Source organism: Streptomyces virginiae (assembly GCF_040638905.1).
GTDB lineage: Bacteria > Actinomycetota > Actinomycetes > Streptomycetales > Streptomycetaceae > Streptomyces > Streptomyces virginiae_B.
In genome coordinates this window covers 55980-68186 of the sequence record NZ_JBEZYV010000001.1, presented here as the reverse complement: position 1 = coordinate 68186, position 12207 = coordinate 55980, and the positions used below count along the sequence as shown (strand labels likewise).

Genomic DNA, 12207 nt, shown 5'->3' with positions numbered 1-12207 from the left:
TCCCACGAGCCCCGTGTCGCGCATGATGCGCTCGACCGTCTCGGTGAGGGCGCTGTGGGCTCCGACGACGGTCTCGACGCCACCGGGGAGGAGGTCGCGCCGGGCCGGCGCGCTGAAACTCGCTCGAACAGGGTGAGGTCATCCTCGCGGGGGATCGCGCGGCCGTGCGTGGCCTTTCCGGTCCATGGGGGCCGAACTTCGGCCTCTCCCGCTGAAGTGGGGTGAGGCGCGGTCCCTTCCGGAGCCCGTGGCGACTGCAGGGCGGGATCCCGCCGGTCACCGGAGTGGCCACGTCGATCACGGCGGCCGGCCGCCGCGGCCCGGGCCGGGAGTGGCTCGCCGATCACCAGGTGGTGGAGCGCATCGGCCCGGGCCCCGTGCGGCCGCGGGCCTGTTCCGCCTGCTCGCGCTGGGCGCCCCCGCGTTTCGGTGGCGCACCTCCGCGCGGCGCCGTAGGGCGTCCGGTACTCGACGGTGCCGCTAGCCGCCGTGCTGGAAGCTCCAGGCCTCGATGTCGCGGTAGTGGATCGGGCCCGGGCCGCGGCCGAAGTTGCTGCCCACCAGGTGCAGGCGGGCGGTCCGCCAGCGGCGGCCGGAGAACGCGGCGAGTCCGGCGGCGGCCTCCACCACGCACGCGGGATCGTTCCGGCGGGTCCGGGCCAGTGTGAGGTGGGGGCGCAGCGGGCGGTCCTCGAAGGGGACACCGCACTCCTTGACCACGGCGCGCACCTCGGAGGCGAGCAGGTGCAGTCCTTCGAGGTCGCCGTCGATACCGCTCCACAGCACCCGCTCGTCGAAGTGCCCGCCGCCGCGCAGTGCCAGTTCCAGGGGGCGGCGGGCCGCCGCGAGATCCGCCAGCGGCGGCCGCAGGAGCGGAACGGTCCCGACCGGCAGCTCCCCGAGGAAAGCCAGCGTGATGTGCCAGTCCTCGATCCGGTTCCACCGCATGCCCGGGTACGCCGCGTAGGCGGGCCGCAGCGCCCGCGCGAGCTCCTCCTTGGCGTCGTCGGGCGGGGCCAGCGCTATGAACACGCGAACGGTCGAGGGCTGGATCTGTTCCTTCACGGAGTCTTCGTACCGTACGCCGCCCGTTCCGGTCATCTTCCGGCCCGTCGCTGCGCTGCCGCTCAGTCGACGAGCACGCCCGGGTTGAGGATGCCCCGCGGGTCGAGCGCGGTCTTGGCGGCGCGCAGCGCGAGGGCGAAGGGGTCGGGGCGCTGGCGGTCGTAGCCCGGGCGGTGGTCGCGGCCGACGGCGTGGTGGTGGGTGATCGTGGCCCGGTGGCGGTGCAGGACGTCGCTCGCCACGGCCTTCAGGTCGTCCCAGAAGGCCACCTCGTCGCCGGGGCGGCCGGCGGCGAGGACGGTGAAGTACGGTGCCGCGCCGTCGGGATAGACGTGGGTCAGGCGGCAGTTGACGGCCGCGGGGTGGCCGGAGGCCTTGAGCGCGGCGTCCCCGACCTCCTTGCGGACCGCTTCGATCAGGCCGGGGATCCGGTCCCAGGTGGCCGCCGTCTCGAAGGTCTCCGCGACGGCGCCCATCCGGGCCAGACCGTCGCGGAGGTAGGGCATCCGCAGGAAGGCCGAGCGCCAGGCGCTGACGGCCGCGTCGGAGTTCGCGGCGTCTGCGCCGTCCACGCTGCCGGGCCTGCCGCCGTGGGAGCGGGCCAGGTCGACGGCCTGCCCGAGCCGCGCGGTGACCGGTCCGTCCGCGGACTCGAATCCCAGGACGAGCACGGCGGAGCCGTCGTGAGAGGCGCCCGACAGGGCGGCCTCGCCGCCGTCCAGCAGCCGGCAGTTGGCGGGGGAGAGGTCCGACTGCGCGATGGCGCGCACCGCGTCCAGCGCGGCGTGGAAGTCGGTGAAGGCGAGGGAGGCGGACGCCTTGTGGGTGGGGCGTTCCTGCAGGCGCACCCACGCCTCGGTGATGACCCCGAGTGCGCCTTCGGAGCCGAGGAACATCCGGTCGGGGGAGGGACCCGCGCCGGACGCGGGCAGCCGCCAGGAGGCGCTCGTGCCGGCCGGCGTGACCACGCGCAGGGACTGGACGAAATCGTCGATGTGCGTGCGCCCGGTGGCGTAGTGGCCGCCGGCCCGGGTGGCGAGCCAGCCGCCCAGGGTCGAGAACTCGAAGCTCTGCGGGAAGTGCCGCAGGGTCAGTCCGTGGGGGCGTAGCTGGTCCTCCAGGCTCGGCCCCAGCGTGCCGGCCTGGATGCGCGCCGCCCGGCCGACGGTGTCGACCTCCAGGACGCGGCCCATGGCGGTCAGGTCCAGGGACAGCACCGCGCGGTGGCCGTCGCCGCGGTACTCCACGCCGCCCGAGACCGAGGAGCCGCCGCCGTACGGGACGACCGCGACCTGCCGCTCGCCGGCCCAGTCCAGCACGTCGGCCACCTCCCGCTCGTCCGTCGGCCGTGCGACCAGGTCCGGGATGCGGCCGGGGCGTCCGCGCAGGGCACGCACGACGTCCCGGTAGGCCTTGCCCATGGCATGGGCGGCCCGCTCTTCGGGCCCGGTGGCGACCAGGTGCCCCAGACCGGCGGGGGGCTCCACGGCGGGCCGCTCGATGTCGAGGTCGCGGACGCGCGGGACGGGGAGGGGGTGGGCGAGGGTGCCGGGTACCAGGGCGCCCATCGCGGCGCACTCCGCGTCGTCGGGGTGCGCGTCCGCCCACCCCCACCCCCACCAGGACCGGGTGCGCGGTGCGGAGGTCGGCTGCGGCGTCGTACCGGGCATGGGGCGCTCCAGGGGTCGCGGGTCGCGAACTTACCTTGCGGTAAATTACTTACTGATAATATCCGTCCATGGCAACCCCACGCTCGAACGCCGGCACCAAAGGTGTCCCGCGGCAGCAGCGCCGGCAGCAGATCCTGGCCGCCGCCACGGAGGAGTTCGGCACCCGCGGCTACGCGGCCGCATCCCTCCCCGCCATCGCCGAGCGCGTCGGAGTCACCAAGACCCTGCTGCACCAGTACTTCGGCACCAAGGAGGACCTGTACCTCGCCTGCCTGGTGCCCGTCGGGGACCGCCTGCTGGACACCATCCGCACCGCCATGGGCCAGGACGGCACCACCGCGCACACCCCCCTGCGGGTGCTGCAGAGCATCTTCACCGCCCTGGAAGGGCAGCGGGAGGCGTGGTTCGTCCTGTACGACACCTCCCTGCCGGCCGACGGCGCCGCCGCCCGCCGGGCGGCTGAGTACTGGTCCGCCATCGACGCCCTGGCCGCCGGCGGTACCGCCGAACTGCTGCGCTCGGCCGGGTCCGACGACCCGCTCGACGCGGACGCGCTCACCTACGTCTGGCGGGACCTGGTCGCCACCCTCGTCCGCTGGTGGGTCAAGCACCCCGACCAGTCCCCGGAGGCCATGACCCGGCGCTGCGCCCGCCTCTTCGCCGCGGCCGCGGCCCTCACGTCCGATCCCGTCGACCCCTTCCGCTGACACCTTCGGGGAGCCGTCCGCCGAACAGGGCAGCTTCGCGGCCCCGCCGCTGGCGGACTACGGCGGCCCGGCACCCGCGACCAGAGTGCCGAGGGCCGTGCGCCGGTGGGTGACTGAGCGGCCCGTACGGGTCGTCGTCGCCAAGCCCGCCGATCTGAGCGCCGCCGCGTGGGAGGAGGCCGTCGCGTTGCTGACGCGGAGGGCGCGGGCCAGGGACGTCGTGGTGTGAGGCTCGGCGAGGAGGCGCAGGGCGTCGAGCCGGGTGCGGCCCAGAACGGCGGCCAGGGCCTCGACCTGGACGACCGCGCGCCCCGCCGTGGGCGGGAGGCCGGGACCGGCCGGGTACGTCAGGACGGCGGACCGGCCAGGGACGTCCTGAAGGAGTGGGCCCTCCGGGTGGAAGGTGGGCAGGAGAACCAGGCCGCGCCCGTAGAGGCAGACATCGCGGGCCGGTGCTGCGCCGGGCCATCTCCACACGCCCTCATGGAACCGGCTGCCCGGGGCCAGGGCGGTCAGCGCGGCGGCCACGCCGTGCTCCGCCACCGTCAGGGCGTAGCGGGTGAACTCCGCGCGGTGCAGGTCCTGCACGACGGGCCAGACCGGGGCGAGGACCGTCTCGTACGCCGCTTGCTGGGCGCGGTGCAGGGTGCGCCAGGCCGTCTCGTCGCCCGCGTGCAGGCCGCGGATCCAGCGGGGGGCAGCCATCGACCCGTAGACCCGTTCCAGCTCGGAGCGGACGACGCCGGGGCCGGCGGTGCGGATCTTTCCGAAGCCGTCGGCCATGGTGTCGCCGAGGACGTCGAGGAAGGAGGGCGGGCGGCCCGCCGGCACCAGGTCGGCGAGCGCGCCAGCGGCGGCCGGGAGAGAGCGCAGGACACGGCCGCCCCACTGTGCGAACAGCGGACCGCCTCGCCGGGCCACGGCTGTCGTCAGGGCGGCGTGCAGCTCCTGGAGCGGCGCCGGACGGGGTGCGAAGCGGATGCGGACGATGTCCGCTGCGGTGAAGTGGATTCGCAGCACCCTCACAACTCCTCGTTCCGGGCAGGCCTTTCGGCCAGGGCCTGAACCTTCGCACCGTGACGGCCCCGCCCCAAGGATGCACATATGACTTCTCGACGCACTCTTGTGAAAGGCACCCTGTTCGCCAGTGCCGCCGCCCTGCTGCCCACGGCTGCGTCCGCCGTCGGCGGCGGCTCGATCCTCCGGCTGCACGCGCCTGCCGGCCCGTACCCCGTAGGCATGCGCAGGGTCCATCTGACGGACCCCTCCCGAACCGACCCGTGGGTGGGCGGTGTGCGGGAGTTGATGCTGACCGTTCTGTATCCGGCCCGATCGGTGCGCGGCTTCTCCCGCGCCCCGCAGCTCACCCCGGAAGAGGCCGAGGTGTTCGCCGCGTACGCGCCGCTCGTTCGTCCGGGGCTGCCCGAGCCGGGGGCGGTGGACTGGGGCGAGGTCCTCACCCACGGGTATGTGGGCGCGCCGCCGCTGCCCGGGCGGCGGCCCGTGCTGGTGTACTCACCCGGCGGCGGTGACGCCCGGACGCTCGGCAGCACCCTCGCAGAGGACCTGGCGAGCCACGGCCGGGTGGTCGTCCTGGTCGACCACCCCGGTGACGCTTCCCAAGTGGAACTGCCGACCGGCATGCGAACGACGGTCCTGATCGGACCGCCGGATCCGGCGACCTTCCGCACCATGGTGGACACTCGGATCGCCGATCTGCGCCTGGTCCTGGACCGGCTCGGTGACCTGCCGCTCGCCCCGGTCATGGACTCCTGTCGGATCGGGTTGTACGGGCACTCCGCGGGCGGCACGGCAGCGGTGTACGCGGCCCTCCGCGACCCCCGGGTCGGGGCGGTGGCGAACCTGGAGGGCTACCTCGACCTGTACCCGACGCCGGTCGGATCCGAACGGCCGATGCTGCTGTTGCGCACCGACGGATTCGTGGGCGGCGGCCGAATCGAGTCTTCCTGGGAGAGTCTTCCCGGCCGCCGCGTGTTGCTCGCCGCCGCGAACCACTGGGCGTTCACCGACTACGGCCCGCTCGTCGCGCGGCTCCAGGACGCCGGTCTGGTGACGGCGACAGCGCGTGCGGCGCTCATCGGCACCGGCGACCCGGTGGTGACGCTCGATGAGGTACGGGCCCGGGTGGGGGCCTTCTTCGCCCGCCACCTGTCGTAGCCGGCCCGTGAGGCGGCGGGCGGTGGCCTGCTGCGGCCGCACGACGGCCGTCGGCCGTCCGTCGTCGAACGATCGGATGACGACGGTTCGCCTGCTTCCCGGCCGGCGTCGGCAGCGTGACGAGGGGTCCGGCCCCCGGGCCGGTCAGCCGTTCAGGGAGGCCATCAGCTCGGGGGCGTAGCGGTCGCCGGAGGCCACGCCGTGCGGGGCCACGGCGTCGATCGCGGCCAGTTCGGCCGGGGTGATCGTCACGGCGGTGGCGGCGACGTTCTCCTCCAGGTAGCGGCGGCGCTTGGTGCCCGGGATGGGCACCGCGCCCTGGTGGAGGGTCCAGGCGAGGGCGAGCTGCGAGGGCGTCACGCCCTTCTCGGCGGCGAGCCGGCGCACCTGGTCCACGACGGCCAGGTTCCGGTGGAAGTTCTCGCCCTGGAACCGCGGGTCGGTGCGGCGGAAGTCGTCCGCCGCGAAGTCGTCGGGGCTGGTGATGGCACCGGAGAGGAACCCGCGGCCGAGCGGGGAGTATGCGACGAGCCCGATCCCCAGTTCGCGGAGGGTGTCGAGCACGCCGTCGTGCTCGATGCCGCGCTCGAACAGGCTGTACTCGGTCTGTACCGCGGCCAGCGGGTGCACGGCGTGGGCGCGGGCGATCGTGGCGGGGGAGACCTCGCACAGGCCGATGTGGCGGACCTTGCCGGCCTCGACCAGCTCGGCCAGGGCCCCGACGCTCTCCTCGATCGGCACGTTCGGGTCGACGCGGTGCAGGTAGTAGAGGTCGATGTGGTCGGTGCCCAGGTGGCGCAGGGAGCGGTCGGCCGACCGCCGGATGTACTCGGGGCTCGCGTTGTGGCCGAGCAAGGCGCCCTCGTCGGTGAACTCGACCCCGGTCTTCGTGGCCACCACGGCCGCCTCGCGGCGGCCGGACAGGGCCTTGCCGAGCAGCTGCTCGTTGCGGAAGGGGCCGTAGCCCTCGGCGGTGTCGAGAAGGGTGACGCCGAGCTCCAGGGCGCGGTCGATCGTGGCGAGGGACTCGGTCTCGTCGGTGGCGCCGTAGTGGGCGCTCATGCCCATCAGCCCGAGGCCCTCGGCCCCCACCTCCAGGCCCTGGCGGCCCAGTGCGCGCATCTCCATGGTGTGCTCCTCGAAGAAAGTAACTAACCGGATAGATAGAGTCTGCGACGCGTCGGTGCCAGTTGTCAATAACTGGATAGTTACTTGCTAGGCTGCGGGCATGGCACGGGATTCCCACGCGACCAAGGCGCGCCTGCTCGACGCGGCCTTCTCCGAGTTCGCGACGTACGGCATCGCCGGAGCGCGCGTCGACCGCATCGCCGAGGCCGCGCAGGCGAACAAGCGGCTCATCTACGTCTACTACGGCAACAAGGAGCAGCTCTTCGACGCCGTGCTCCAGCGGGCCTTGGAGACCGGCTCGGAATCCGTCCCCTTCGACGTCGACGACCTGCCCGGCTACGCGGGCGCCGTCTTCGACCACCTCGTCGAGCGGCCCGAGCTGATGCGGCTCGTGCTGTGGAAGCAGCTGGAGCGCCCCGGGTCCACGGGCGCGGAGGCCGCATCCTACGAGGGCAAGATCGAGGCCGTGCGGCAGGCGCAGGAAGCGGGCCGCATCGACGCGGGCATCGCCCCCGCGGACGTGCTGACGCTGGTGATCGGCATCTCGCAGGCCTGGTTCGGAGCGGTGGGCGGCCCGGCGGCGGGAGCCACGGGCACCGCCTGGACCGCCGGCCGTCTGGCCGCCCACCGCGCGGCCGTGATCGAGTCCGTCCGCCGGCTCACGGCACCCGCGACCTCCTGACACCGGCGCCGCGGCCCGCGCCGTCCGTGCCGCCCGCGCCGTCCGTGCCGCCCGCGCCGTCCGTGTCGTCCGCGCCGCGTGGCGTCGGTGCCGCGAGGGGCGCGGCCGGGGATCCGGACCCGCTCCAGGGGTCCGGTCAGCGCGCCGGCGGAGCGGAGGGACGCTGGGCCAGCAGTTCGGCCACGTGCCGGGCGGTCTTCTCGCCCGCCCGCTGCTTGATCAGCCCCTCCTTCGCGGCGCCGCGGACGCGGACCGCGGTGGCCCCCGGTCCGGTGCCCGTCAGCGTCACGGTGACCAGGACCGGGTTCATGTTCCCGAACCCGCCGCCGACGAGGGCCCGGACGACCCGTACGTCGCCGGGGCGCTCCCCACCGGCCGTGCGCACCGGGGTCCCCAGGCGCAGGAGGACGTCGGCGGCGTGGGCGGCGGCCTCGGCCGGCGGGACACCGCCCAGCGCCAGCTCGACCTCGTGCACGTTCTTCTTCAGCCGCCGGGCCGCGAACTTCGCGCCGAACCGGCCGCCGGAGCCACCGCCGGCGGCTCCCGCCGCGCCCAGCGCCTCCGTGAGTATCAGGTCCTCGTCGTCCGTCACGGCGACAGCGTAAGCCGCCGCCGCGCGCGCCACGGAACCGGCCGCATCCACACGGAAGTTGGCCGTGCGACGCGGCTCTGGCGGAAAGCGCACGACGCACGTGTCCGGAACCGCCCAGACCATGATCAAACACGACGCCGCTGGAGATCACCGGTTCGAGGTAATCCCCTTCCCTTCTGGTGGGGGAACGAGTTCACGGACGGTTACTGTGCTTCCGGATCTAGAGGGATTGCCCGGGTATTCACCCTATTTTTCTTCTTTCACTGGTGACGTGCGCCCGCATGCGCTGATCACCGCCCGCACGAAGGAAAGGCCTGCGCGATGACCGTGGACACCAGCCCGGAGGCCCAGCTGGAGCCGACCCGGCAGACGAGTCTGGGCACGGCGGCCGCCCGCAACCTTGCCACCACGACCAAGTCCGCCCCCCAGATGCAGGAGATCACCTCCCGGTGGCTCCTGAGGACGCTCCCCTGGGTGGAGACCAAGGGCGGTACCTACCGCGTCAACCGCCGCCTGACCTACACCGTCGGCGACGGCCGCATCGAGTTCGTCCAGGACGGGGCCACCGTCCGGGTGATCCCCCGCGAACTCGGCGAACTCGCCATGCTGCGCGGCTTCGAGGACGAGCAGGTACTGGCCACGCTCGCCGACCGCTGCGTCCAGCGCGACTTCCGCGCCGGTGAGGTACTCATCGAGCGGGGCGCCCCCGCCGAGCGGATCCACCTCATCGCCCACGGCCGCGTCAACCAGACCTCCGTCGGCAAGTACGGCGACGAGATCGCCGTCGCGGTACTGGCCGACGGTGACCGCTTCGGCGAGAACGCGCTGCTGGACCCCGACGCGACCGCCGACTGCACAGCCACCGCCGAGACCTCCGGCACCCTGCTGACCCTCTCCCGCGCCGACTTCGCCGCCGTCCTCGACGCGGCACCGAACCTCCGCGCCCACATCGAGCGGTTCGGCTCGCTACCGGACCAGCGGCAGAACAAGCACGGCGAAGCCGAGATCGCTTTGTCCGCCGGCCACACCGGCGAGGCCGAGCTCCCCGGCACCTTCGTCGACTACGAACTCAAGCCGCGCGAGTACGAACTCTCCATCGCCCAGACCGTACTGCGCGTCCACACGCGCGTCGCCGACCTCTACAACGGGCCGCACAACCAGACCGAGGAACAGCTCAGGCTCACCATCGAGGCGCTGCGCGAGCGCCAGGAGTACGAACTCGTCAACAACCGGGAGTTCGGCCTGCTCCACAACGCCGACTTCAAGCAGCGCATCCAGACCCACTCCGGCCCGCCCACCCCGGACGACATGGACGAACTGCTCTGCCGCCGCCGCGGCACCAAGTTCTTCTTCGCCCACCCCAGGACGATCGCGGCGATCGGGCGCGAGTTCAACGCCCGCGGGCTCTACCCGGACCACGTCGACCTCGGCGGCCAGCAGGTCCCGGCCTGGCGGGGGGTCCCGATCCTCCCCTGCAGCAAGATCCCCATCAGCAAGGAGAACACGAGCTCCATCCTCGCCATGCGCACGGGCGAGGACAACCAGGGCGTCATCGGCCTGCACCAGACCGGGCTGCCCGAGGAGTACGAGCCGGGCCTGTCCGTGCGCTTCATGGGCATCAGCGAGCAGGCGATCATCTCGTACCTGGTCACCACCTACTACTCCGCAGCCATCCTGGTGCCCGACGCCCTCGGCGTGATGGAGAACGTCCAGATCGGCCGCCGGCGCGACTGACGGCCCGGCCGCCGTCAGCCCGGACCCTCCCGGATCCCGGCCGCACGTGCCCGGGATCCGGGACAGCCCACCTCACCTAGGAGCCACGGATGCCCGTTCCCGGGCCTTCCCCTGCGCAGTCGAGCCCGCCTGCCGCCGCGGCCCGCTTCGAGGCCCACGGCCACGGCCGCGGGGCCGACGCCGTCACCGTAGGCAAGCCCGCGCTGCCGACCGGGCCCGCACTGCCCTTCGGGCCGGCGGCCGCCCGGCCTTCCCCCCTCGCCCCCGATGCGCCGCCCGTACCGGGCAAAGGACCGGGCGGCGACCTGGTCGCGGAGCCGGCTCGGGTGGCCGCCGCCGCGACGGCCACACCGAACCCCGCCCTGGAGCGGATCATGCGTGGCCCCAGCGGCGTGGGCACCGAGGGGCTGTTCTTCACCCCCCGTCAGGCCCCGCCCACCGCGCCGGCACCCGAGGCGCCCGCGCCCCCGCCGGCGGCGGAGGGCCGGCCGATCCCCGGCCTGTACCACCACCCGGTCCCGGAGCCCGACCCAGCCCGCGTGGCGGAGGTCAGCCGCCGGATCAAGCGCTGGGCGGTGGACGAGGTGGAGGCGTACCCACCGGAGTGGGAGGACCAGTTCGACGGCTTCTCCGTCGGCCGCTACATGGTCGCCTGCCACCCGGACGCCCCGACTGTCGACCACCTGATGATCGCCACCAGGCTGATGGTCGCCGAGAACGTGGTCGACGACTGCTACTGCGAGGACCACGGAGGTTCGCCGGTCGGACTGGGCGGAAGGCTTCTGCTGGCGCACACCGCACTCGACCCCGTCCACACCACGGCGGAGTACGAGCCGAAGTGGGCGCGAACACTTCTCTCGGACGCGCCCCGGCGCTCCTACCGCTCGGCCATGGAGTACTTCACTCGGGCGGCGACGCCGTCGCAGGCCGACCGGTTCCGGCACGACATGGCCCGGCTCCACATGGGGTACCTCGCCGAGGCCGCCTGGGCCGAGACGAAGTACGTCCCGGAGGTGTCCGAGTACCTGGCGATGCGCCAGTTCAACAACTTCCGCCCCTGCCCCACCATCACCGACACCGTGGGCGGCTACGAACTCCCGCCCGAGCTGCACGCGATGCCCGCCATGCAACGGGTGATCGCGCTGGCGGGCAACGCCACCACCATCTCCAACGACCTCTACTCCTACACCAAGGAGCTCGAAAGCCCCGGCATGCACCTGAACCTGCCGGTGGTCATCGCCCAACGGGAGGGCCTCTCCGACAAGGAGGCCTACCTGAAGGCCGTCGAGGTCCACAACGACCTCATGCACGCCTTCGAGGCCGCGGCCGCGGAACTGGCCGTCTCCTGCCCCGATCCACGCGTGGTGCGCTTCCTCCGGGGCGTGGCCGTCTGGGTCGACGGCAACCACTACTGGCACCAGACCAACACCTACCGCTACAGCCTGCCCGACTTCTGGTAAGGATGGACTTGTTCGTGACTAGCACCGATCTCACCGTTGCCGCCGCCACCTCGGCCTTCATTCCCGCCCCGGCGACGCCCTACCAGGGCGACATCGCCCGCTACTGGGACCACGAGGCACGGCCGGTGAACCTGCGCCTCGGCGATGTCGACGGCCTGTACCACCACCACTACGGCATCGGTGACATCGACCACGCCGCCCTCGGGGACACCGAGGACAGCGCATACGAGAAGAAGCTGATCGCCGAGCTCCACCGCCTGGAGTCCGCGCAGGCGGACGTCCTGCTGAGCCACCTCGGCAGCATCGGGCGCGGCGACACGCTCGTGGACGCCGGCTGCGGCCGCGGCGGTTCGATGGTGATGGCCCACCAGCGGTTCGGGTGCAAGGTCGAGGGCGTCACCCTGTCCGCCAAGCAGGCCGACTTCGCGAACCAGCGCGCCCGCGAGCTGGGCATCGAGGACTCCGTCCGCGCCCGCGTCTGCAACATGCTCAACACGCCGTTCGAGACCGGGCAGGCCGCCGCCTCGTGGAACAACGAGTCGAGCATGTATGTCGACCTGCACGACCTGTTCGCCGAACACTCCCGCGTCCTCGCGGTCGGCGGCCGCTACGTGACCATCACCGGTTGCTGGAACCCGCGTTACGGCCAGCCTTCGAAGTGGGTCTCCCAGATCAACGCGCACTTCGAGTGCAACATCCACTCCCGCCGCGAGTACATGCGCGCCATGGCCGACAACCGCCTCGTCCCGCAGGCCGTCATCGACCTGACCCCCGAAACCCTGCCCTACTGGGAGCTGCGTGCGACGTCGTCCCTGGTCACGGGTATCGAGGAGGCGTTCATCAACTCCTACAAGGACGGCTCCTTCCAGTACGTCCTGATCGCGGCCGACCGCGTCTGACGCCGGGCGAAGGAGGCCGGGCCCGTGCGGACGGGCCCGGCCGCCGCATGTCAGAGGTTGTCTTGTACTGGCCAAACTCGTAAGAGATCGAT

At 72.8% G+C, this 12207-nt stretch carries 11 protein-coding genes; 6 read left to right on the top strand and 5 right to left on the bottom strand.

Annotated features, from left to right (window positions below; genetic code table 11):
- Positions 1 to 480 precede the first annotated feature (480 nt).
- The gene (thpR, locus tag AB0F82_RS00350) at positions 481 to 1101 is read right to left on the bottom strand and encodes an RNA 2',3'-cyclic phosphodiesterase (protein WP_362622109.1); all 621 of its coding nucleotides are present in this window, start codon (positions 1099 to 1101) and stop codon (positions 481 to 483) included.
- A gap of 26 nt (positions 1102 to 1127) precedes the next feature.
- Complete coding sequence (locus AB0F82_RS00345; RefSeq protein WP_362622106.1) at positions 1128 to 2735, bottom strand: FAD-binding oxidoreductase; 1608 nt, start codon at positions 2733 to 2735, stop codon at positions 1128 to 1130.
- 68 nt (positions 2736 to 2803) lie between these two features.
- Between AB0F82_RS00345 and AB0F82_RS00340 the strand changes: the two genes are divergently transcribed.
- Entirely contained in the window at positions 2804 to 3442 is a 639-nt protein-coding gene (locus AB0F82_RS00340; protein WP_362622103.1) for a TetR/AcrR family transcriptional regulator, read from the top strand.
- Positions 3443 to 3499: 57 nt separating this feature from the next.
- Here the strand turns inward: AB0F82_RS00340 and AB0F82_RS00335 are convergent, their stop codons facing one another.
- Positions 3500 to 4462 (bottom strand): ArsR/SmtB family transcription factor, encoded by a 963-nt coding sequence (locus AB0F82_RS00335; protein ID WP_362622101.1) that lies wholly within the window; start codon positions 4460 to 4462, stop codon positions 3500 to 3502.
- An 84-nt stretch (positions 4463 to 4546) separates the two neighbouring features.
- Here AB0F82_RS00335 and AB0F82_RS00330 point away from each other — a divergent pair, with 84 nt between their 5' ends.
- Positions 4547 to 5620, top strand: coding sequence for an alpha/beta hydrolase family protein (locus tag AB0F82_RS00330; protein WP_362622098.1), 1074 nt, complete (start codon positions 4547 to 4549; stop codon positions 5618 to 5620).
- A 144-nt stretch (positions 5621 to 5764) separates the two neighbouring features.
- Here the strand turns inward: AB0F82_RS00330 and AB0F82_RS00325 are convergent, their stop codons facing one another.
- Positions 5765 to 6748 carry an aldo/keto reductase gene (locus tag AB0F82_RS00325; protein ID WP_362622095.1) on the bottom strand — a complete coding sequence of 328 codons (984 nt, stop codon included), beginning with the start codon at positions 6746 to 6748 and terminating at the stop codon, positions 5765 to 5767.
- Between the two features lie 100 nt (positions 6749 to 6848).
- Here AB0F82_RS00325 and AB0F82_RS00320 point away from each other — a divergent pair, with 100 nt between their 5' ends.
- Positions 6849 to 7430 (top strand): TetR family transcriptional regulator, encoded by a 582-nt coding sequence (locus AB0F82_RS00320; protein WP_362622092.1) that lies wholly within the window; start codon positions 6849 to 6851, stop codon positions 7428 to 7430.
- Positions 7431 to 7566: 136 nt separating this feature from the next.
- Here the strand turns inward: AB0F82_RS00320 and AB0F82_RS00315 are convergent, their stop codons facing one another.
- Positions 7567 to 8022, bottom strand: a complete 456-nt coding sequence (locus tag AB0F82_RS00315) for a hypothetical protein (protein WP_362622089.1) — start codon at positions 8020 to 8022, stop codon at positions 7567 to 7569.
- Positions 8023 to 8343: 321 nt separating this feature from the next.
- Between AB0F82_RS00315 and AB0F82_RS00310 the strand changes: the two genes are divergently transcribed.
- From AB0F82_RS00310 to AB0F82_RS00300, 3 genes are all read left to right on the top strand, one after another.
- A complete protein-coding gene (locus AB0F82_RS00310; protein ID WP_362622086.1) occupies positions 8344 to 9756 on the top strand; it encodes a family 2B encapsulin nanocompartment shell protein in 1413 nt (470 codons plus the stop codon).
- Between the two features lie 89 nt (positions 9757 to 9845).
- Positions 9846 to 11216, top strand: a complete 1371-nt coding sequence (locus AB0F82_RS00305; protein WP_362622084.1) for a family 2 encapsulin nanocompartment cargo protein terpene cyclase — start codon at positions 9846 to 9848, stop codon at positions 11214 to 11216.
- Between the two features lie 14 nt (positions 11217 to 11230).
- Positions 11231 to 12115, top strand: coding sequence for a geranyl diphosphate 2-C-methyltransferase (locus AB0F82_RS00300; protein WP_362622081.1), 885 nt, complete (start codon positions 11231 to 11233; stop codon positions 12113 to 12115).
- The last annotated feature ends 92 nt before the right edge of the window (positions 12116 to 12207 follow it).